This is a genomic window from Noviherbaspirillum sp. (assembly GCF_035944575.1).
Classification (GTDB): Bacteria; Pseudomonadota; Gammaproteobacteria; order Burkholderiales; family Burkholderiaceae_D; genus Noviherbaspirillum.
This window is the reverse complement of sequence record NZ_DASZBA010000244.1, coordinates 1-21,866: the sequence shown is the minus strand read 5'-3', so window position 1 is coordinate 21,866 and position 21,866 is coordinate 1. Positions and strand designations below refer to the sequence as shown.

The following is a 21,866-nucleotide window of genomic DNA, read 5'->3' as shown; positions in this document are numbered from 1 at the left end:
CGAAGGTCACTAAGGCACTGACAGTAAAGAATCGAAAGATACGCGGTACGTAACGAAGTTTGGTTTTGGGTATTTTATTTTTTAATTTTTAACTTTAACTTTTTGAAGGAATTCAAATGACTGACATCTCTTTTGTTGCTTTGGCTTGCGGTTTGATCATCGGCCTGGGCGCTATCGGCGCTTGTATCGGTATCGCAATCATGGGCGGTAAGTACCTCGAAGCATCGGCACGTCAGCCTGAACTGATGAACACCCTGCAAGCCAAGATGTTCGTTCTGGCTGGTCTGATCGACGCTGCGTTCCTGATCGGTGTCGGTATCGCGATGTTGTTTGCTTTCGCAAATCCGTTCGTCGCCGGCTAATCCGGCGTATCGCTGATTCTCAAGCTGCCGGACGCACGCGTTCGGCACTCGTTATTCTGAGAAGGAAAACACCGTGAACTTAAATGCAACCTTGTTTGCGCAGTTCGTGGTCTTCTTCATCCTGGCGCTCTTCACGATGAAATTCGTGTGGCCGCCACTGATGAAAGTGCTCGACGAGCGCGCTGAGAAGATCGCGAACGGTCTGGCTGCGGCCGATCGCGGCAAAGCCGAAATGGCAGCCGCTGAAAAGCGTGCGCAGGCTGAACTGGCCAGCGCACGCGACGAAGGCCAGAAGCGTATCAACGACGCTGAAAAGCGTGCTCAGGCAATCATCGAAGAAGCCAAGAGAACCGCTTCGGAAGAAGCCGCGCGCATCATCGCGCAGGCCCGCGCCGATGCGGAACAGCAAGTCACTCATGCACGTGAAGAACTGCGCAACCAGGTCGCGACCATCGCGGTCAAAGGCGCTGAGCAGATTCTGAAGCGTGAGGTAAATGCAGCGGCCCACGCCGACCTGCTGAACCAACTGAAGACCGAGCTGTAATCATGGCAGAACTCGCAACCATTGCCCGTCCTTACGCAGAAGCACTGTTTCGCGTCGCCCAATCCGGCAACCTTGCGCAGTGGTCCGGCCTGGTCACCGAAATGGCCCAGGTCGCCGGTAATCCCGATGTCCGGGCATATGCCGGCAATCCGAAGATCTCGGATCGCGAAGTCATCGATACTTTTCTGTCGCTGCTGAAAACGGCTGTACCCGCCGAGGCGAATAACTTCATCGTCATGCTGGTGGAAAACGGCCGGCTGACGCTGTTGCCGGAAATCGCCCAGCAATTCCATGCGCTGAGGAATGCGCAGGAAGGTGCAGCCGATGCGGAAATCATCAGTGCGTTCGAGCTGTCCGACGCACAGGTGGGCGAACTGATCGCAACACTGGAAAAGAAATTCGGCCGCAAGCTCAATCCGTCGGTAACGGTCGATCAATCGCTGATCGGTGGCGTTCGCGTGATTGTCGGTGACGAAGTGCTGGACACCTCGGTACGCGCCAAACTGCAAAAGATGCACACAGCCTTGACCGCGTGATCGGCGTCTTTCGCCTGACCGCATCCAAGCAACGTGAAGCAGAGTGAAAAATTTTAGGAGTTAACATGCAACTCAACCCGTCTGAAATCAGCGAACTGATCAAGAGCCGCATCCAGGGCCTTGGCGACACCGCTGAGATTCGCAATCAGGGCACGGTCATTTCCGTGACCGACGGCATCGTCCGCATTCACGGTCTGTCCGACGCGATGCAAGGCGAAATGCTGGAATTCCCGGGCAACACCTTCGGCCTCGCGCTGAACCTCGAGCGCGACTCCGTCGGCGCCGTTATCCTGGGCGAGTACGAACACATCTCCGAAGGCGATACCGTCAAGACAACCGGCCGCGTGCTGGAAGTGCCTATCGGTCCCGAACTGCGCGGCCGTGTAGTCAACGCGCTCGGTCAGCCGATCGACGGCAAGGGCCCGGTCAATGCGAAGCTGTCCGCACCGATCGAAAAGATCGCACCGGGCGTTATCGCGCGTCAATCCGTGTCGCAGCCGATGCAAACCGGCCTCAAGGCGATCGATTCGATGGTCCCTATCGGCCGCGGTCAGCGCGAACTGATCATCGGCGACCGCCAGACCGGCAAGTCGGCGGTGGCGGTGGATGCGATCATCAATCAAAAAGGCCAGGACATGACATGCGTCTATGTCGCGATCGGCCAGAAGGCATCGACCATCAAGAACATCGTGCGCGCTCTCGAGCAGCACGGCGCGCTGGAATACACCATCGTGGTTGCCGCTTCCGCTTCCGAATCCGCCGCGATGCAGTACATCTCGGCTTACTCCGGCTGCGCAATGGGCGAATACTTCCGCGACCGCGGTCAGGACGCGCTGATCGTCTACGACGACCTGTCCAAGCAGGCTGTTGCATACCGTCAGGTGTCATTGCTGCTGCGCCGTCCGCCGGGCCGTGAGGCATACCCAGGCGACGTGTTCTATCTGCACAGCCGTCTGCTCGAGCGTGCCGCTCGCGTCAACCCCGATTACGTCGCCGCATTCACCAAGGGCGAAGTGCAGGGCAAGACCGGTTCGCTGACTGCATTGCCGATCATCGAAACACAGGCCGGCGACGTTTCCGCGTTCGTTCCGACCAACGTGATTTCCATTACCGACGGTCAGATCTTCCTTGAAACATCGCTGTTCAACGCCGGTATCCGTCCCGCGATCAACGCCGGTATCTCGGTGTCCCGCGTCGGTGGCGCTGCACAGACCAAGGTCATCAAAAACCTGTCCGGCGGTATCCGTACCGACCTCGCGCAGTACCGTGAACTGGCAGCGTTTGCGCAGTTCGCATCCGACCTCGATGAAGCGACCCGCAAGCAGCTCGACCGTGGTGCGCGCGTGACCGAATTGCTGAAGCAGCCGCAGTACTCGCCGCTGCCGATCTCGTTGATGGCCGTGTCGCTGTTCGCAGTGAACAAGGGCTACTTCGACAGCATCGACGTCAAGCAAGTGCTGGCATTCGAAACAGGCCTGCACAACTTCATGAAGACCAGCCACGGTGCATTGCTGCAGAAGATTGAAGACACCAAGCAACTCGATAAAGACGGCGAAGCAGCACTGGCCGCCGCGATTGCCGACTTCAAGAAAACATTCTGAGCTTTGCCGGCGCACAAGGAGTAATTACTCATGGCTGCAGGTAAAGAGATACGCGGCAAGATCAAGAGCGTAGAGAACACGAAGAAGATCACGAAGGCGATGGAAATGGTCGCCGCATCCAAGATGCGCAAGGCGCAGGACCGGATGCGGTCCGCCCGTCCCTACAGTGACAAGATTCGTAATATCGCCGCCAACTTGTCGCAAGCCAATCCGGAATACACGCATCCGTTTCTGGTGAAGCAGGACGCGGCAAAAACGGTGGGCATCATCGTCGTCACCACGGACAAGGGTCTGTGCGGCGGCATGAATACCAACGTGCTGCGTTCCGTCACCACCAAGGTGCGCGAACTCGAAGGTCAAGGAAACAAGGTAGAAGCCGTCGCCATTGGCAACAAAGGTTTCGGCTTTCTGAATCGCATTGGCGCCAAGGTCGTGTCGCATGCCATCCAGCTCGGCGACACGCCGCACCTGGAAAAGCTGATCGGCCCGGTCAAGGTGCTGCTGGACGCCTACCAGGAAGGCCGGCTGGACGCGGTCTACATCTGCTACACCAAGTTCATCAACACGATGCGCCAGGAACCGATGATGGAGCAGTTGCTGCCGTTGTCGTCCGAGCGCATGCAGGCGGACAAGGGCAATCTCGCATGGGATTACATCTATGAGCCGGATGCCCAGACCGTGATCGATGAACTGCTGGTGCGTTATGTTGAAGCGCTGATCTACCAGGCGGTTGCCGAAAACATGGCATCCGAGCAATCGGCACGCATGGTGGCGATGAAGGCGGCAAGCGACAACGCGGGCAATGTGATCGGCGAACTGAAGCTGGTCTACAACAAGACGCGTCAGGCTGCGATTACCAAAGAACTTTCCGAGATCGTTGCCGGAGCGGCTGCGGTTTAACCATTAATACGCTGCCTGATTCCTCCTCTTCAAGGACGGAAGCCGATCAGGGACGGGTCGAGATAGATGCATGACCCGTCCTTGCACCGGCTTATTTTTGACGAAGAAGTCGGGCAGCGGCAAAGAATTTAAATTAACTATTGAAGGAACGAAGATGGCTGATGGCAAAATCGTTCAGTGTATCGGCGCCGTGGTGGACGTTGAGTTCCCGCGCAACGCGATGCCCAAGGTATACGATGCCTTGAAAATGGAAGGCTCCGAGCTGACCCTGGAAGTGCAGCAGCAGCTGGGCGACGGCGTCGTCCGTACCATTGCGCTGGGCTCCTCCGAAGGTCTGCGCCGCGGCATGATTATCCAGAGCACCGGCGCACCGATTTCGGTGCCTATCGGTAAAGCCACACTGGGTCGCATCATGGACGTGCTGGGCAACCCGATCGATGAATGCGGACCGGTGAGCAGCGCGCAGACTGCGCCGATCCACCGCCGCGCACCTGCTTACGACGAATTGTCACCGTCGCAGGAACTGCTGGAAACCGGCATCAAGGTGATCGACCTGGTCTGCCCGTTCGCCAAAGGCGGTAAGGTCGGCCTGTTCGGCGGCGCCGGCGTGGGCAAGACCGTGAACATGATGGAACTCATCAACAACATCGCGAAGGCGCACTCGGGTCTGTCCGTGTTCGCTGGCGTGGGTGAGCGTACTCGTGAAGGTAACGACTTCTACCACGAGATGGCCGATGCCAAGGTGGTTGATCTGGACAATCCGGAAAACTCCAAGGTGGCGATGGTGTACGGACAGATGAATGAACCGCCGGGCAACCGTCTGCGCGTGGCGTTGACCGGCCTGACGATCGCCGAAGGCTTCCGGGATGAAGGTAAGGACGTTCTGTTCTTCGTCGACAACATCTACCGTTACACACTGGCCGGTACCGAAGTGTCCGCGCTGCTGGGCCGTATGCCATCCGCGGTGGGTTACCAGCCGACGCTGGCCGAAGAAATGGGCCGTCTGCAGGAGCGCATCACCTCCACCAAGACCGGTTCGATCACATCGATCCAGGCCGTGTACGTCCCTGCGGACGACTTGACCGACCCGTCTCCAGCAACAACGTTTGCTCACCTCGACTCCACCGTTGTGTTGTCGCGTGACATCGCCGCGCTCGGTATCTATCCGGCCGTGGACCCGCTCGATTCGACTTCGCGTCAGCTCGACCCGAACGTCGTCGGCCAGGATCACTACGAGACCGCACGCGCCGTTCAGGGCACGCTGCAGCGCTACAAGGAATTGCGCGACATTATCGCGATTCTGGGCATGGACGAGCTGGCACCGGAAGACAAGCTGGTCGTGGCACGCGCACGTAAGATGCAGCGTTTCCTGTCGCAGCCGTTCCACGTCGCTGAAGTGTTTACCGGTTCCCCAGGCAAGTACGTTTCGCTGAAGGACACGATCAAGGGCTTCAAGATGATCGCATCCGGCGAACTCGATCACCTGCCGGAACAGGCGTTCTACATGGTCGGCACGATCGAAGAAGCGATCGAAAAAGCCAAGAAGATTCAGTAATCGGGTTGTCGTTTCCCGCCGCGGGGCGGGGACGACGGACGGTCTGGTCTTCAGACGAACACATAAGGTTCCAACATGGCAAACACTATTCACGTAGACGTCGTCTCCGCCGAAGAGGAAATCTTCGCCGGCGAGGCCGAGTTCGTCGCGTTGCCGGGTGAAGCCGGCGAGTTGGGCATCTACCCGATGCACACCCCGCTGATTACCCGCATCCGCCCGGGCGCGGTGCGCATCAAGGTGCCGGGACAGAGCGAAGACGAATTCGTTTTCGTCGCCGGCGGCATTCTGGAAGTGCAGCCGAATGGCGTGACGGTACTGGCCGACACTGCTATCCGTGGTGCCGACCTGGATGAAGCCAAAGCTGCTGAAGCCAAAAAGCTGGCGGAGCAGGCATTGTCGAACAAGGATTCCGCGATCGATTATGCCAAGGCACAAGCCGAACTGGCAGCAGCGATTGCGCAATTGCAGGCAATCCAGAAGCTGCGTCAAAAGCGGTAAAGAAGTCAGGCGTTACAATGAAAGGCAGCTACGGCTGCCTTTTTTGTTGTCCGCGTGTTTACCGATTCCGAAAGCGGAATCGGCGAAACGTGTTCCCGGAGGTTTGCATGACATCAACAACGATACCGGCATTGCTGACTGAAACCCGCACCATTGCAGTCGTCGGCTTGTCCGCGCAAACCAACCGCCCAAGCCATGAAGTCGCCGCATATCTGCAAAGCAAGGGCTACCGCATCATTCCCGTCAATCCGACGTATGCGGGCACCATCATTCTTTCGGAGCATTGCTATCCCACGTTGACCACGGCAGCGAAAGTCTTGTCTGAAGAAGGCGTGACGATCGACATCGTTGATTGCTTCCGACGCCCCGAGCACATGGCTGCGATCGTCCAGGAAGCAATTGCGGTGCGCGCACGTTGCGTCTGGATGCAACGCGGGATCATCGAGCCTGTCGCCGCTGCCGCCGCCGAGAAGGGCGGCCTTTACGTAGTAATGGATAAATGCCTGATGATCGAACACAAAAGATTAAGCTAACGGACAATGCCGGAGGAGACACAATGAAAGCGCATGAAGAATTTCGCGTCGGGAAAAGCCTGACGCTTGCCGACAGCGATGCAGGCCGCAAGCCGCTCTCCAGAGGCGACGGCGCGGCTGACAAAAAGCAGGTGGAGCAATTGGCGTCGCAGATTGCGGAGCTGCAAAACCTGTTGTATGCGGAGCATAAGCGCAAGCTGCTCGTCATACTTCAGGGGATGGATACCTCCGGCAAGGACGGCACGGTCAAAGGCGTATTCGGCAAGATCGATCCGCTCGGCATTCAAACGGTTGCTTTCAAGGCACCGACGCAGCACGAGAAAGACCACGATTTTCTATGGCGTATTCATTCCCGTACACCGGGCAAAGGCGAAATCGTCATCTTCAACCGCAGTCATTATGAAGATGTGGTGATTACACGTGTTCACGACTGGATCGACGACGCAGAGTGTATAAGGCGGTATGCGCATATCCGCGACTTCGAACGCATGCTTGTCGAAACAGGGACCGTCGTACTGAAGTTCTTCCTGCACATCTCGAAGGATGAGCAAAAAAAGCGCTTGGAAGCCCGTTTGGCCGACCCGCAGAAACATTGGAAATTCGATATGCAGGATATTGAAGAGCGCAAGAGCTGGGACGTCTACCAACGGCTCTACCAACAGGCCATCAATGAGACCAGCACCGATCATGCGCCTTGGTATGTCATACCCGCCGACTCGAAAACACACCGTAATCTTGCAATAGCATCCGTCGTACTGCACACGATGCAGGACATGCAATTGTCCTATCCCCCTGAAAATCCCGCGTTGGCGAATATAAAAATTACCTGAACAGAGACTGGAAGGGAGATGTAATGCATTTCGCGCGCCGATGGTTTCCCGAAATCGTAGCGACGCCACTCCTGCCCTTATTGATTTTGCAAGGACGACGAACACGCCGGATCACGCCACGCCTGCCCGAAGCGGCTGGTTCACGAGACGGCAACGCCGGAACACAGCATGGCACAAGAGCCCTGACGCTCATTGCCATCGGCGAGTCGCCGGTGGCAGGTGTCGGCGTTGCGACGCAACAGGAGGCCATCACCGCTCAGCTTGCCGAAAAACTGGCACAGCATATGAGGCAAGCCGTGCAGTGGCGGGCAATAGGGCGTAACGGCGTGACGGCGAGAGAAGCACACGCGCTGTTGCTGCCAGAAGTGCCGCAACAGCCAATCGACATCGTCTTCGTCGCATTCGGTGTCAATGATACGACAGCATTTCGCCCTGTCCGGCAGTGGCGCGACGACATGGGGAGGCTGCTGGCGGCCATCGACAAGACGTGCACGCCAGGCATGATCCTGTTGTCCGGTGTGCCGCCGATGGCGCACTTCCCGGCGTTGCCCCAGCCCCTGCGGTGGGTGATGGGACTGAAGGCAGGGGTACTGGATGCTGCGCTGCGCGACATCAGCAACACATTGCCACAATTGCAGGCAAGGGTCCTGCACGTACCGATGGCAATCGATCCCGCCGACAAAAGCGTGATGGCATCCGATGGATATCATGCCTCTGCAAGCGGATGCGGCGTATGGGCCGGCCTCATTGCCGAAGCCTACATAAGAGATGTCAACAGCAGGTCGCAACACATCGGGGAAGCATGATGCAACAGTTGCTGAATCCGAATTTCTGGGAAGTGGCCAGCTTCGTAGTCACCGTATTCGGCTTTCCATTTGCGATTTTTCTGTTTCTTTATGAACAGCGACGGGAGCGCGATTCGGAAGATGAGGAGGCGTACCAGCTATTGCAGGATGCGTACAACGATTTCCTGAAAATCGTGCTCGACAATCCGGATTTGCAGTTGCGAAGCGCCAACGTGAGTCTTGACCTGACCGATGAACAGCGGGAACGCAAGCTGATCATTTTTGAGATGCTGGTTGCCCTTTTTGAACGGGCCTACATCGTCGCATACGAGCCCGACCTGAAAGGCGTGGCATTGCGGCGCTGGAACTCGTGGAACGACTATATGCACGAGTGGTGCCGCCGCAAGGACTTCAACAATCTTCTGCCGCAACTCCTGAGGGGCGAAGATCCGGATTTCGCGGCCTATATCCGCAACATCGCAGACAAGGAAATGTCACGGATAGCCGAAACGGCAGCCTGACTGCAATCCACTTCACGGAGGGGATTAGGCGATAATGGCGCTCTTACTGAAAGCAAGCCTGCCATGTCCACACACTTCGCCCCCCTGAAGAACGATACCTTCCTCCGCGCCCTGATGCGCCAACCGACCGAATACACGCCGATGTGGCTCATGCGCCAGGCCGGCCGATATCTGCCCGAGTACAATGCCACCCGCAAACGGGCCGGGTCGTTCCTCGGGCTTGCCAAGAATCCGGATTACGCCACCGAAGTAACCCTGCAACCACTCGACCGCTACGCGCTCGACGCCGCCATCCTTTTTTCCGACATCCTCACCGTGCCGGATGCCATGGGGCTCGGTCTGTATTTCGCCGAAGGTGAGGGGCCGAAATTTCAACATCCGCTGCGCGATGAGGCCGCCGTCAAGGCCTTGCGGCATCCGGAACCGGGTAGCCTCCAATACGTCTTCGACGCCGTCACGCAGATTCGTACCGCGCTGAACGGCCGCGTGCCGCTGATCGGCTTCTCCGGCAGTCCATGGACGCTCGCCTGTTACATGGTGGAGGGCGGCGGCTCGGACGATTTCCGCACGGTCAAGACCATGCTGTACAACCGTCCCGACCTGATGCATCACATTCTAGCGATCAATGCAGCGGCCGTTGCGGAATACCTGAATGCGCAGATCGACGCCGGCGCGCAGGCGGTAATGATCTTCGATACCTGGGGCGGCGCGCTTGCCGACGGGGCGTATCAGCAATTTTCGCTGGACTACATGAGCAAGGTCGTCAGCCAATTGAAACGCGAGCATGAAGGCGTTCACATTCCGGCCATCGTCTTTACAAAAGGTGGCGGTTTGTGGCTTGAGCAGATCGCTGATATCGGTGCCGATGCTGTCGGCCTCGACTGGACGGTAAATCTCGGCGAGGCCCGCAAACGGGTTGGCCATAAAGTGGCTTTGCAAGGCAACCTTGATCCGGTTGTCCTCTTCGCTGGCGCTGAAAAAATCGAGGCTGAAGTAACAAGAGTGCTTCATTCCTTCGGCAAGCCCGACGCCGGGAGTGGACATGTATTCAATCTCGGTCATGGCATATCGCAGTTCACACCGCCGGAGGCAGTATCGGTCCTTGTGGATACCGTGCAAAAAGTAAGCCGCGAAATACGTTTAAATAACGTCCTGTAGAGCAGGCTTTGATGTGATTTCCAAGCCCGTCATGACGGGCTTATTCACATAATTGCCGTTGTGTGCAAAGCACCAGAAAAATTTTTTAAATTATTCTAGTGCATTCATTTCATTTTTTAAGTCATTGATTTTAAACGACTATATTTTTGCATTACATTTCGGCATTCTATCGGAACCCGCATAAAATCAGGGCTGAAGAGGGGTCAAGAGCTCGTTTTCCACAAAGTTATCCACAGACTTTGTGGATAGGTGAAAAACCCTTTATGAAACCGATAGTTAGGTTGCATTGTGAAAATTTACATTAAGTGTGTACAGCACTTTTAACAAAAAATGCCGATAGTCAATACTTGACTTCGGTAAAAATATGGGTTTGACGAAATGACACCAAAAAACGCCAAACCGCAAAAAATTTCCTGATATAAATACATTTAAAGGGGAGACGGCAATGACAAGTCAGCGCGCCGCACGGCAACTTATTCACATATTTATGTGATTCAAATCCTTGTGCAAAGCAGCAAGAGATTTATCAAAAATTTTCAAACCGAAGATTTGAGAATTTTCAAGTCCTTGATTTAAAACAAGAAAAATTTTGCCGTTCAAACAGGCATTGCCACGAAAACCGCATGGCTGCTTGGCTTTCCGGCTGTCAAGTATCTATTGTCCACAAAGTTATCCACAGCAGTTGTGGATAGCAAAAAAACCCTTTATGAATCGGGCAGTTAGGTCGCTTCCTCAACCATTACATCAAGTACGTGAAACACCAAATACTCCGCATCGCTCTAGATACCCCACTTGACAGGTGCTTCGACTATCGCTTTCCGGTTGCAGAAGGGGAAACGCCTGCGCTTCCCGGTCAGCTTGTAATCGTACCGTTCGGGCGAAGGGACGTCGCCGGCATCATTATCGGAATTGTGGACAAGACCGATGTGCCAGAGGACAAGTTGAAGGAGGTCATTGCGATCCGCAGCCAGCTTGCACCCCTGTCGCCACAGTGGCTGGCATTGTGCGAGTTTGCGGCGGATTACTATCAGCGTCCGCTGGGGGAGGTCGCGATCCCCGGCCTGCCGAAGAATCTTCGTGCACTCAAAAGCGTGTCCATCGACCGGGCTCTCAAGAAAATGGGCAAGGACGCACCGGTCCAGCAGGTCGAGCCGGCGGCGATGCCCTTGCTCAACGACGCGCAGCGCCAGGCAGCCGACGCTATTGCTGCAGCTGAAGGCTTCGCGCCGACGCTGCTGTACGGCGTGACCGGCAGCGGCAAAACCGAGGTCTATCTGCAGGCGACCGCCCAGATCCTGGAGCGCGGCGAGCAACAGGGCAATCCGGCACAGGTGCTGATACTGGTACCCGAGATCAACCTCACGCCCCAGCTTGAACAAAATATCCGCACGCGCTTTCCGGGCGTGACGGTCGCCACGCTGCACAGCGGATTGGCGGAGGGCGAACGCCTGACCCAATGGCTGTCGGCACATCTCGGCAGGGCACGCATCGTTCTCGGCACCCGGCTTGCCATCCTGGCTTCGATGCCGCACCTCAAGCTGATCATCGTCGACGAGGAGCATGACCCGTCGTACAAGCAGCAGGAAGGCCTGCGCTACTCGGCGCGCGACCTCGCGGTATGGCGCGCCCGGCAGCTCGGGATTCCGCTGGTGCTTGGTTCCGCCACGCCGTCGCTGGAAACATGGCAGCGCGCGCAGTCGGGCCGTTATCGCAGGCTGGAACTGCGCGACAGGGCGGTGAGGGATGCGGTACTGCCGAAAGTCGGCCTGATCGACATGGAAAAGGACAAGCCGGTCGAAGGCATCACGCCGACGCTGCTGCGCGCGCTGAGGCTGCGGCTGGAGCGCGGCGAACAATCACTGCTGTTTCTAAACCGGCGCGGCTATGCGCCTGTGATTTCCTGCGATGCATGCGGCTGGATCAGCAATTGCACCCGCTGCACCGCCTTCATGGTGCTGCACAAGCCGGACCATCGGCTGCGCTGCCACCATTGCAGTCTGGAACAGCGCATACCGAAGTACTGCCCGACCTGCGGCAATGTCGATTTGCAACCCCTGGGGCGGGGCACCCAGCGCGTCGAGGAAGGGCTGCAGCATATCTTTCCGGCTGCGCGCCTGATGCGCATCGATGCCGACTCCACCCGCCGCAAGGGCAGTGCACAGGCAGCGTTCGACAGCGTGCACCGGGGCGACGTCGACATCCTGATCGGCACGCAGATGGTGGCGAAGGGGCATGACTTCCGCCACCTTACGCTGGTGGGCGTACTGAACCCGGATACCGCCTTGTTTTCGCATGATTACCGGGCGAGCGAGCGGCTGTTCGCGCAATTGATGCAGGTCGCGGGGCGGGCCGGGCGGATTGCGAAGAAGGAGGGCGGCAATGCCGCCGAGGTGCTGATACAGACGCGGTATCCGCAGCACCCGCTGTATTCGGCGGTGATGAGCCATGACTACGATAGCTTCGCCACGGCGCTTCTCGAGGAACGCCACCACGCCGCCTTGCCGCCGTTCATCTTTCAGGCGCTGCTGCGCGCCGAGGCAAAGGAACTGGCGACGGCGCTCGACTTCCTGCACGAGGCCAGCCGATGCGTCGACCACCCCGGCATCACCATCAACGACCCGATTCCGATGACGATGACGCGCGTGGCCAACGTCGACCGGGCGCAGCTATTGGTGGAATCGGTATCGCGGCCGGCGCTGCAGAGCTTCCTGAAGCGCTGGATCGCCGCGCTTCGGGACATCAAGGCAAGGGTGAAATGGTCGCTTGAAGTCGACCCTGTGGATATATGAACCTGTTCGGAGACGGGATACCGGAGAGCCCGCACAAGCCGGGCTCTTCATCGTTCGTCATCTGACCCTGCGCTCGTTGCCGCTCCGTATCAGTGCCACCGGCGCGATGGGATCGAAATCCGTCCAGTCGCCATTCTCAAGCGTACCCTCGGCGCGCTCCAGATCTTCCACACCCATGGATTGAAAGAGGTTGATGACGTCGTTCATGTGATCATCGTCATCCACGCGGACGGCGACCAGCATGCCGGCTTTACGTTGCGGCAAGACGTTTTCCATATCGTGTTCATTTCCCTGATCGCCTTTTTCCTTCATTCCCGACAGGCCGCCGACCAGGCCGCCGAGATGCGCGCCCAGCAAGCCGCCGGTCACTGCGCCGACCGGGCCGAGCACCGGGGTTGCCGCCACGCCAACCGCCGCGCCGACCGCCGCGCCCGTTGCGACGCTCTTGTCCGACTCTTTTGCACCGGGCGACATCGCACGGTCGCCACCGATTGGATAAGCGCCGTGCTGGCCTGCCGGATTAACGAAAAACGACGCAAGATGTTCGCGAGGGAAACCGATGCGCATCAATTCCATCATCACTTCTTCGGCCTGGGTTTGTAGTTCGAAGCGGCCTGCAATAATCGTGGACATGGTTGACTCCTTTCAGCATGTTTCTTGTAAGAGCTTTAGCAAACCGATTAGTTCTTGCAATGCGTCTGAGACAAACGGCATGTAATTTTTTCTCCACACGAGGTAAAAATTGGCCCTCCCGGCATGATGAATGGCATCTTTCAAAGCCGTTGCGTCGGAAATCGCCCGGCCCGCTAATTGCATACCCTTCCGTCCCCAATCAACATGGAAAGAAGCTGCAATGGCACACACATTCGATCGCGGCAGCACCTTCCAGCCAGGCAACGCGCAAGCCGCCGCATTCACAAACGCACGTATCGTCGATGCCGGCGGCAGGCAGGCATCCATCGTGTCGCTGGACCAGGGGACACCCGGTACGTCAGATACGCTGGCCTGGGTACAGGTTGCCGACGGACCGCAGATACAAATACCCGTCAGCCTTCTCGAACTGCAGCAGGACGGTAGTTACCGCCTGCCGTTGGCTTTTGATGCTGTCGGTGACCTAGACAATGTGCAGCTCACTATTCCCGTCATTGAAGAACAGCTCCGGGTGGGCAAGCGCACCGTCGACACCGGCACCGGCGTACGCATCCACAAGACCGTCGCGGAGCGACAGCATGTGATCGACGAGGCACTGTTCGACGATGAGCTGGCGGTCGAACGTATCCCCATGGACGAAATCATCTCGGACGCCGTCATGCCGGAAACCCGGTATGAGGGAAGCACATTGATCGTCCCCGTGCTTGAGGAAGTCCTGGTCGTGCAAAAGAAATTGCGGCTGAAGGAAGAGGTGCGGATTACACGTCTCCGCCGCGAAACACATGCTCCGCAGACTGTCACGCTGCGCTCGGAACAAATCAATGTCGAGCGCTTCGATGAAGGCAAACCGGGGCAGGCATGAGTTATGCGTTAAACCCCGTTCTCAAGCTGCAAACAGGACCGGCTGAATTGCCGGACGACGATGTTTAATAGGAGATAGATCATGGATAACACAGTAGTCGGTGTATACGACAGCTATGCACAAGCGCAAAGCGCCATGAACGAACTGATCGCTTCCGGTTTTTCACGGACTGATGTACAACTGAACCCGGACCAGGAAACTTCTGCTTCCACCCGGACCACAACGGACAACACCAGTGATTCGGGCGGCATCGGTGGCTTCTTCCGTTCCCTGTTCGGCATGGACGACCAGGTCGGGGAGCGCGATACTTATGCCGAAGCGGTGCGGCGCGGCAGCTGCATATTGACCGTCAATGCGGACAACGACGAGCAGCGCGACCGTGCGATCGATATCATGAACCGTTACGACCCGGTGGACATCGACGAGCGCGCCAGCCACTGGCGCAATAGCGGATGGACTGGTTATGACGCATCCGCACCACGCATGACCGACGATGAAATCGTCCAGGACCGCAGCCGTTATACCACCGGTTCCACTGCCGCAGGCGCAGGTATTGGTGCAGCCACCGCCGGCATGGGGACAACCACCGGAGCCACCACCACTGGCATCGGAACCGGTACTGCCGCCAACCTGACCGACACGACTCGCACCGAAGGTTCGCAGACAATCCCCGTGATCCAGGAAGAGCTGGCCGTCGGCAAGCGGGAAGTGCAGCGCGGCGGTGTGCGCGTTTACCAGCGCGTCAGGGAAACGCCGGTAACCGAATCGGTGCAACTGCGCGAGGAAACCATCCACGTCGAGCGCCACAAGGTCGACCAGCCGGCAAGCCCGGCCGATCTGGCCGCATTCAAGGAAGGTGCGATCGAACTGCGAGAAACCGACGAGGAAGCCGTGGTTGGCAAGTCGGCACGCGTGGTCGAGGAGGTCGTGGTCGGCAAGGAAGTCACCCAGCGTACCGAGCAGATCCAGGACACCGTGCGCCGCACCGATGTCGAAATCGAGCAGCTCGGCGCCGGCACTACCAGCACTGCCGGTCTGACCGACGATACGGACTTCCGTACTCACTGGCAGACGGCATATGGCCAGCAGGGCGGCCGTTATGAAGACTATGACGCCGCCTATCGCTATGGCTCATCGCTGTCGAGCCGCGATCGCTTCCAGGCCGACCGCTGGAACGAGGTCGAGCCGCAGGTGCGTTCCGAGTGGGAATCCAACAATCCCGGCAGCGCCTGGGACAAGGTGAAGGATGCAGTGCGTTACGGCGCGCAGCGGGTAAGCGGCAACCAGCACCGCAATCACTAAGCTGCGTCAGGCCGCCTTGGGCGGCCGTCCGGCAAATCCTGCCGCGACCGGGCCTGCATATCGCCCGGCCGCGGCAGTTTTCATTTGTGCTTCCCGCAGGCAGCATCTAGCTTAGTCACCGCACGCAGCCGGTCCGTCCAGCCTGCCTTCCCCCGCCATCTGCCGGATGGTACGGATGGTGTCGATATCCGACTCCTGGTATGCGGAGCGCCGGAACTCGTTGTAGAACGCATCGGCCGTATCCGCTTCTTCCGTTGCGCCGTCGTCATATTCGAAGCGTACATAAAACACGTCGACTTCCGGCTCTTCGATGGTCATGGTCAGACTCGACGCAGGGATGTCCTTTTGCTGCGGCACATGGTAACGAACCTGTTCCTGGGGCAGGAAGGTCACGCGGTCATGCACCACCAGTTCGCCGTAATGCAGCTCGCGGGAAATCGACAGCGTGGAGCGATCGAGAATATTGCACTTATCCAAATACGGCACGAAGGCGAGCGGCTTTTCCGCCCGTAACACCAGGCCGCGCCATAACTGGTCGCGGGTCAGTGAATCGATAAGAGGATTGAGCGGATCATTGATTTCCACCAGATGGGTAAATTTCATCGGACAAAAGCAAAAACAGGATAAAAGCTGCCAGTGTAGCGCGATCGTTTGAATATCACCGCATATCGGCGCCGGCAGTGTGGTTGACGAAATGCAAATCGCTCCGGGATGCGCCACAATAGGCTTCCATTCTCAAGGAGGACACGATGCACTCTTCCACCAAGGCCGGCATGGCGGGCCGGAAATTATTGATGCTTCTTGCCGGCGCGCTGGCATTTTCCGCAATGACCGTGCCGGCATACGCACAGCAACTGCCGCTGTTCGACGCCCACATGCATTACAACGTCGAGGCACGCTCGATACTCTCGCCGCAGCAGGTCATCGACCTGTGGCGCAAGACCGGCATCCGCGCCGTGCTTGCCACCAGCCGCCCCAATGACGGCACACTCGACCTGATTGCCCAGAAGGCGCCGGACATCACCATCGTTCCTTTCCTGCGTCCTTACCGGGTGCAGCCTGACCGGCATGACTGGTTCTCCAATGCAGAGATCGAAACCTTCGTGGAGAAGGAGTTGCAGCGCGGTATCTATCGCGGCATCGGCGAATTCCACATTTTCGGCAAGGATGCCGATGCGCCGTTCGTTGCAAAAATCGCGCGGCTGGCGAAAGCACGCGACCTGTGGCTGCATGCGCATGCCGACGAAGATGCGGTGGAGCGCATCCTGCGCCATGCACCCGGCGTCAAGCTGATCTGGGCGCATACCGGCATGTCGACGCCGCTCGACAAGGTGGAGCAAATGTTCGCGCAATACCCGAACATCGTCGGCGAACTTTCCTATCGCATGGACGTGGAGCAGGACGGCGCATTGAATCCGCGCTGGCGCGCGATGATGACGAAATATCCAAACCGTTTCGTCGTCGGGACCGATGCATGGATCACCCCGCGATGGGGGCAGGTGGAGGAACTGGCGGCGTTCTACCGGCGCATGCTGGGCGGCCTGCCGCGGGATGTGGCCGAACGCATCGCGTACCGCAACGGCTTATCGATGTTCGGCCTGGAGTAGCACGCTTCGCGTGTCGAAACAGCGCGGAATTTGATGCAGTCGAATTGACAATTTCGAGGCAGGCGCGCATCGCCCGCTGATACAATGACGCGCTCCTTTTGCTCCGTTTTATCGTCTGCCTCGCATGTCAAATCCCCCGCAGTCCGGCATGAACGCGCCGCAACGCGAAGCCGTGAAGTACCTCGATGGACCATGCCTCGTGCTGGCCGGCGCGGGTTCCGGCAAGACGCGTGTCATCACCCAGAAAATCGCACACCTGATCGAAGATTGCGGCTATGACGCGAAGAATATCGCGGCTGTCACATTCACCAACAAGGCGGCGCTGGAAATGCAGGAGCGCATCGCCAAGCTGCTCAAGCAACCGAAGGAAGCGAAGAATCTCACCGTCTGTACCTTTCACTCGCTCGGCGTGCAGATTCTGCGCCGCGAAGCGAAGGAACTCGGCCTCAAGGACCGCTTTTCCATCATGGACAGCGACGACTGCTTTTCCATCGTGCAGGATCTCGCCTGCACGACCGACAAGCAGGTGGTCCGTCGCATACAGAACGCGATGTCGCTATGGAAGAACGGCCTGGTCGATCCGGAAGCCGCAATCAGGCAGGCCGTCACCGAAGACGAGGCGCAAGCCGCGCGCATTTACCGCAATTACGTCGCCACGCTGTCCGCCTACCAGGCGGTCGATTTCGACGACCTGATCCGGCTGCCGGTGGAACTGTTCCGCACCAATGAAGCGGTGCGCGACAAATGGCAGCGCAAGCTGCGCTATCTGCTCGTCGATGAATACCAGGACACCAACACCTGCCAGTATGAACTGGTCAAGCTGCTCGTCACCGGCATCGGCAAGAAGCCCTTGTTCACCGCGGTGGGCGATGACGACCAGGCCATCTATGCATGGCGTGGCGCGACCATCGAAAACCTCAAGCAGCTGCAGGTCGACTTCCCGGATCTGAAGGTCATCAAGCTGGAACAGAATTACCGTTCCACCACCCGCATCCTGCAGGCGGCCAACGCCGTGATCTCCAACAACCCCAAGCTGTTCGACAAACAGCTCTGGTCGGAGCATGGCTTTGGCGATCCGGTGAAGGTGCTGGCGATGCAGGACGATGAACAGGAAGCCGAGCAGGTTGCCATCATGATTTCGGCGCATAAGTTCGAGCGCCGCGCGAAGTTTTCCGATTACGCGGTGCTGTATCGCGGCAACCACCAGGCGCGCGTGATCGAGCAGGCGCTGCGCAAGGAACGCATCCCGTACACCATCTCCGGTGGCCAGAGTTTCTTCGACCGCGCCGAGATCAAGGACATCGTCAGCTACCTGCGGCTGGTCGCCAACGCCGACGACGATCCCGCCTTCATCCGCGCCGTCACCACGCCACGCCGCGGCGTCGGCCAGTCGACGCTGGAAGCCCTCGGCGCCTTCGCCGGCCAATGGCAATGCTCGCTGTTCGAGGCGGTATTCAAGGGCGGCATCGAGTCGAAGCTGGCCGACCGCCAGCTCAATCCGCTTCGCGAATTCTGCAACTTCATCAACGGCCTCGAAGCGCGCGCCTCCAAGCGCGGCGAGAATGCTGCCGCGTTGCTCGACGAAATGATGAAGGAGATCAACTACGAGGCCTATCTGTACGATGCCTTCGACGATCGCCAGGCTCAGTCCAAATGGCAGAACGTGATCGATTTCACCACCTGGCTGAAAGAGAAGGGCACCGGCGGCAAGGATGGCAGCGCGGAAGAAAAAAGCCTGCTGGAGCTGACGCAGATGGTCGCGCTGATGACCATGCTTGAAGGCCGCGACCAGGAGCCGGATGCGGTACGCATGTCGACGCTGCATGCGTCCAAAGGCCTGGAATTTCCGCATGTCTTCCTGGTCGGCGTGGAAGAGGGCATTCTCCCGCACAAGGGCGATCCGGACGCGCCGGTCGATACACTGGCAGCCCGCATCGAGGAAGAACGCCGCCTGATGTATGTCGGCATCACCCGCGCCCAGCGCAGCCTGCACATCACCTGGTGCAAGAAACGCAAGCGGGCGCGCGAAAGCGTCAATTGCGACATTTCGCGCTTCATCAAGGAAATGAAACTCGACGAGGGCGATGCGGTGCCGACCGAAGAGGAAGCGATTACGCCGCAGAACCGGCTGGCGAATCTGAAAGCCTTGCTGCAGAAGCCGAAAGCCGCCTGATGCGGCAAGCCTGATAAGGCATACCGGGTTAACATGGCGAATCGCAATCGCCACGAGACTTTGCCATGGCAACCTACCTAAGCGTCATGCCGCACCCGGGACCGGGACTCTTCCTCGACCGGAACGGGAAGCCGGTATGAACGCGGCTGCTCCTTTCGCATCGGCGTTCGCCCGTATCGGGCTTGAAAACATCGTCCGTGAATATCCCAACAAACTCGATCATGTGCTGAACGATGCATCGGATGCGCGCACCCCGCGCGAACTCCACCCGGTCTTCTATGGCAGCTACGATTGGCATTCGTCGGTGCATATGCACTGGCTGCTGATGCGCATATTGCGCGCCTTTCCCGACGCGGAACAGGCGCCGGCCATCCGCGCCGCGTTCGACGCGCATTTCACGCCGGCCAATGTGGCGGCCGAACTGGCGTACCTGCGGCAGCCTTCCCGGCATACCTTCGAACGCACCTATGGCTGGGCATGGCTGCTGAAGCTGCAGGCGGAGCTGATCGGGTTGGCTGCCGGCGACAGCGGCGCAAGAGCATGGCGCGGCGCGCTGCAGCCGCTGGCCGATGCATTTGTCGAGCGCTACATTCACTTCCTTCCCTTGGCGGCCTATCCCATCCGCGCCGGTACCCATGCCAACAGCGCATTCGGGCTGCTGTTCGCGCTCGACTATGCCGAGGCGACGCAGCATATCGCGCTGCGCAAGCTGATCACGGCGAAGGCGCATGCATGGTTCGGCCAGGACCGGCGCTATCCGGCGTCCTACGAACCCGGCGCCGACGACTTTCTCTCCGGCGGATTGATGGAGGCGGCACTGATGCTGCGGGTGGTCGATGGATGCAGTTACGCCGACTGGTGGCAGGTGTTCTGTCCCGCAAAGCAGGACCTGCAGGCATGGCTGCTGCCGGTCGAGGTCAGTGACCGCACCGACGCGAAGCTATCCCATCTCGACGGCCTGAACCTGTCGCGTGCATGGTGCTGGACGATGCTGGAACCGGAATTGCCGGCGCATCTGCGCGAGCCGGTCGCAAGAGCAATCGATGCGCATCTGGCGGCGTCATTGCCTCACGCAACGGGGGGCGACTATGTCGGTACGCATTGGCTCGCAAGCTTTGCCATGCTCGCACTCGACGGGCGATGAAGCGCTGCTGCCTCATCACCGAAGAATCGTGATGTTCTTCAGAGGCTTCAGTACGCTTGACGGCGTCATGCCGAAAGTCTGCCTGAAAATGCGGCTGAAGTGAGCAGCATCTGAAAACGCGCCGCTCATCGCCGCGTCCGTCAGGCTGCCGTCGGGACGAAAGCCGATGATGGCGGACCGGATCTGCGTCCAGATGCGGTAGTCGCGGAAGCTGATGCCCATCTCATCGCGAAACAGATGATTGAACCGGGATGCCGACAGGTGTGCGACAGAGGCCGCGTCATCGCGTGCGAGCGGCTCATCGCGCGGCATGCGAAGGGACAGCAGGCTGCGCGCGACCCGCGCATCGAGCGGCGGCGCTTCCTTCGCATCGAAACAGCGCAGCAGCGATGACAGGTCAAAGGCATCGAGCCGGCTTTCATAGTGGCTGCGCGACACCGGCAGCATGGCCGGATCGAAGATCACCGGCCCATCGCGCAGGACGCGGGCACGCAGGCTGCGTGCTTCGATGGAATCCGGTTCCAGGTACATCAGCGCCACCCGTTCGCCGCGTGGATCGAATACATGTTCCACGCCGGTGTCGATCAGCGCGCTACGGCAGGTTTCGATACGTCCGTCCGGCAGGTGGATCGCAAAGCGCCCTGACAAGCCGATCAGCAGTACCGGCGATGCATGGCGGTGCCAGCCTGTGGCAGGCAGTTCTCCGATATACAGGGACCGGTCCATACCGGCCTTGAGGGTATTGGCTTTGCGCATAGCCCAAACGTGCAAGTATCTTCGTGATGTCTCCGGTAGCCTCGCAGTCCGTCATCATGTGGACCGCAGATCCGAGGAGAACGCATTGAAACGTATTGCCCTGGCCGCCATCTTCCTGGCATTGGCCGTGATTGCAGCAGCATATTACCGTCTTCCGCATCTTTTCAAGGAACCGCTGGCAGGACTGAACCGCGCATCTGCCGGCCTGTCCGAAAAAACCGTCCGCGTCGGCACCCACGATGTGCATTACCTGGAAGGCGGCAACGGCGAGCCGGTCGTACTGTTGCACGGCATCTTCGCCGAAAAGGATCATTGGGTCGATTTCGCGCGGCCGCTGACCGGCCGCTACAGGGTCGTGGCGCCCGACCTGCCGGGCTTCGGCGAAAGCGGCCGGCTCGACAGCGAAGACTACGGCTACGCCACGCAGGTCGAACGGCTGAAAGATCTGCTCGATGCGCTCGGCATTGCGCGTGCCCACCTGGCCGGCAATTCGATGGGCGGCACCATCGCGGCGCTGTTTGCCATCCGCTATCCGGACCGCGTGGCGACCGTGGCATTCATCGGCGCACCGCACGGCATCCGCTCGCCGGCTCCGAGCGAGATGGATCGCCTGATCGATGCGGGAAGCGCGCCGCTGATCGCCCGCGACGAAGCGGAGTTCGAGCGCATGCTTTCGCTCGTGTTCGTGCAGCGCCCATTCCTGCCGTACCCGATCCTGCATGACGCGCAATCAACGGCTGTACGGAACGCGCCATCCAA

General features: G+C 58.8%; 22 protein-coding genes. 19 read left to right on the top strand and 3 right to left on the bottom strand.

Annotation, left to right across the window (positions count from 1 at the left end):
• The first annotated feature begins 116 nt into the window (after nt 1–116).
• The 13 genes from atpE to VGU61_RS20090 all read left to right on the top strand — a co-directional run bounded on the left by atpE (nt 117) and on the right by VGU61_RS20090 (nt 12,612).
• A complete protein-coding gene (atpE, locus tag VGU61_RS20150) occupies nt 117–362 on the top strand; it encodes a F0F1 ATP synthase subunit C (protein ID WP_151632313.1) in 246 nt (81 codons plus the stop codon).
• 73 nt (nt 363–435) lie between these two features.
• Entirely contained in the window at nt 436–906 is a 471-nt protein-coding gene (locus tag VGU61_RS20145) for a F0F1 ATP synthase subunit B (protein ID WP_326861080.1), read from the top strand.
• A gap of 2 nt (nt 907–908) precedes the next feature.
• Entirely contained in the window at nt 909–1,442 is a 534-nt protein-coding gene (locus VGU61_RS20140; protein WP_326861079.1) for a F0F1 ATP synthase subunit delta, read from the top strand.
• Nucleotides 1,443–1,507: 65 nt separating this feature from the next.
• On the top strand, nt 1,508–3,043 hold the full coding sequence (gene atpA, locus VGU61_RS20135) for a F0F1 ATP synthase subunit alpha (protein WP_326861078.1): 1,536 nt from the start codon (nt 1,508–1,510) through the stop codon (nt 3,041–3,043).
• Nucleotides 3,044–3,073: 30 nt separating this feature from the next.
• Nucleotides 3,074–3,943 carry a F0F1 ATP synthase subunit gamma gene (gene atpG / locus VGU61_RS20130; RefSeq protein ID WP_326861077.1) on the top strand — a complete coding sequence of 290 codons (870 nt, stop codon included), beginning with the start codon at nt 3,074–3,076 and terminating at the stop codon, nt 3,941–3,943.
• Between the two features lie 154 nt (nt 3,944–4,097).
• The gene (atpD, locus tag VGU61_RS20125; RefSeq protein ID WP_326861076.1) at nt 4,098–5,498 is read left to right on the top strand and encodes a F0F1 ATP synthase subunit beta; all 1,401 of its coding nucleotides are present in this window, start codon (nt 4,098–4,100) and stop codon (nt 5,496–5,498) included.
• Between the two features lie 75 nt (nt 5,499–5,573).
• Nucleotides 5,574–5,996, top strand: a complete 423-nt coding sequence (locus VGU61_RS20120) for a F0F1 ATP synthase subunit epsilon (protein WP_326861075.1) — start codon at nt 5,574–5,576, stop codon at nt 5,994–5,996.
• A 107-nt stretch (nt 5,997–6,103) separates the two neighbouring features.
• Nucleotides 6,104–6,529, top strand: a complete 426-nt coding sequence (locus VGU61_RS20115) for a CoA-binding protein (RefSeq protein ID WP_326861074.1) — start codon at nt 6,104–6,106, stop codon at nt 6,527–6,529.
• A gap of 23 nt (nt 6,530–6,552) precedes the next feature.
• The gene (locus tag VGU61_RS20110) at nt 6,553–7,359 is read left to right on the top strand and encodes a polyphosphate kinase 2 family protein (protein WP_326861081.1); all 807 of its coding nucleotides are present in this window, start codon (nt 6,553–6,555) and stop codon (nt 7,357–7,359) included.
• Nucleotides 7,360–7,382: 23 nt separating this feature from the next.
• The gene (locus tag VGU61_RS20105; RefSeq protein ID WP_326861073.1) at nt 7,383–8,165 is read left to right on the top strand and encodes an SGNH/GDSL hydrolase family protein; all 783 of its coding nucleotides are present in this window, start codon (nt 7,383–7,385) and stop codon (nt 8,163–8,165) included.
• Nucleotides 8,165–8,665, top strand: a complete 501-nt coding sequence (locus VGU61_RS20100; protein ID WP_326861072.1) for a hypothetical protein — start codon at nt 8,165–8,167, stop codon at nt 8,663–8,665. The genes VGU61_RS20105 and VGU61_RS20100 overlap by 1 nt, the downstream gene beginning before the upstream one ends.
• 63 nt (nt 8,666–8,728) lie before the next feature.
• Nucleotides 8,729–9,823, top strand: a complete 1,095-nt coding sequence (gene hemE / locus VGU61_RS20095) for a uroporphyrinogen decarboxylase (protein WP_326861071.1) — start codon at nt 8,729–8,731, stop codon at nt 9,821–9,823.
• A gap of 752 nt (nt 9,824–10,575) precedes the next feature.
• Nucleotides 10,576–12,612 (top strand): primosomal protein N', encoded by a 2,037-nt coding sequence (locus tag VGU61_RS20090; protein WP_326861070.1) that lies wholly within the window; start codon nt 10,576–10,578, stop codon nt 12,610–12,612.
• A gap of 57 nt (nt 12,613–12,669) precedes the next feature.
• Here the strand turns inward: VGU61_RS20090 and VGU61_RS20085 are convergent, their stop codons facing one another.
• A complete protein-coding gene (locus VGU61_RS20085; protein ID WP_326861069.1) occupies nt 12,670–13,245 on the bottom strand; it encodes a hypothetical protein in 576 nt (191 codons plus the stop codon).
• Between the two features lie 220 nt (nt 13,246–13,465).
• On the opposite strand from VGU61_RS20085, the gene VGU61_RS20080 reads away from it, so the two are divergent.
• Nucleotides 13,466–14,125, top strand: coding sequence for a YsnF/AvaK domain-containing protein (locus tag VGU61_RS20080; protein WP_326861068.1), 660 nt, complete (start codon nt 13,466–13,468; stop codon nt 14,123–14,125).
• Between the two features lie 81 nt (nt 14,126–14,206).
• Nucleotides 14,207–15,427 (top strand): YsnF/AvaK domain-containing protein, encoded by a 1,221-nt coding sequence (locus VGU61_RS20075; protein WP_326861067.1) that lies wholly within the window; start codon nt 14,207–14,209, stop codon nt 15,425–15,427.
• Between the two features lie 111 nt (nt 15,428–15,538).
• On the opposite strand, the gene VGU61_RS20070 is transcribed toward VGU61_RS20075, so the two are convergent.
• Nucleotides 15,539–16,030 carry an SRPBCC family protein gene (locus VGU61_RS20070; RefSeq protein ID WP_326861066.1) on the bottom strand — a complete coding sequence of 164 codons (492 nt, stop codon included), beginning with the start codon at nt 16,028–16,030 and terminating at the stop codon, nt 15,539–15,541.
• A gap of 146 nt (nt 16,031–16,176) precedes the next feature.
• Here VGU61_RS20070 and VGU61_RS20065 point away from each other — a divergent pair, with 146 nt between their 5' ends.
• The 3 genes from VGU61_RS20065 (at nt 16,177) to VGU61_RS20055 (ending at nt 20,351) form a co-directional block, all read left to right on the top strand.
• Nucleotides 16,177–17,034 carry an amidohydrolase family protein gene (locus VGU61_RS20065; RefSeq protein ID WP_326861065.1) on the top strand — a complete coding sequence of 286 codons (858 nt, stop codon included), beginning with the start codon at nt 16,177–16,179 and terminating at the stop codon, nt 17,032–17,034.
• A gap of 124 nt (nt 17,035–17,158) precedes the next feature.
• Complete coding sequence (locus VGU61_RS20060) at nt 17,159–19,207, top strand: UvrD-helicase domain-containing protein (RefSeq protein ID WP_326861064.1); 2,049 nt, start codon at nt 17,159–17,161, stop codon at nt 19,205–19,207.
• A gap of 136 nt (nt 19,208–19,343) precedes the next feature.
• Nucleotides 19,344–20,351, top strand: a complete 1,008-nt coding sequence (locus VGU61_RS20055; RefSeq protein WP_326861063.1) for a DUF2891 domain-containing protein — start codon at nt 19,344–19,346, stop codon at nt 20,349–20,351.
• A 15-nt stretch (nt 20,352–20,366) separates the two neighbouring features.
• Here the strand turns inward: VGU61_RS20055 and VGU61_RS20050 are convergent, their stop codons facing one another.
• Nucleotides 20,367–21,077: a helix-turn-helix transcriptional regulator gene (locus VGU61_RS20050; RefSeq protein WP_326861062.1), complete on the bottom strand. Its 711-nt coding sequence runs from the start codon at nt 21,075–21,077 to the stop codon at nt 20,367–20,369.
• Between the two features lie 115 nt (nt 21,078–21,192).
• Here VGU61_RS20050 and VGU61_RS20045 point away from each other — a divergent pair.
• A partial coding sequence (locus tag VGU61_RS20045; RefSeq protein WP_326861061.1) for an alpha/beta hydrolase occupies nt 21,193–21,866 on the top strand: 674 nt, incomplete at its 3' end.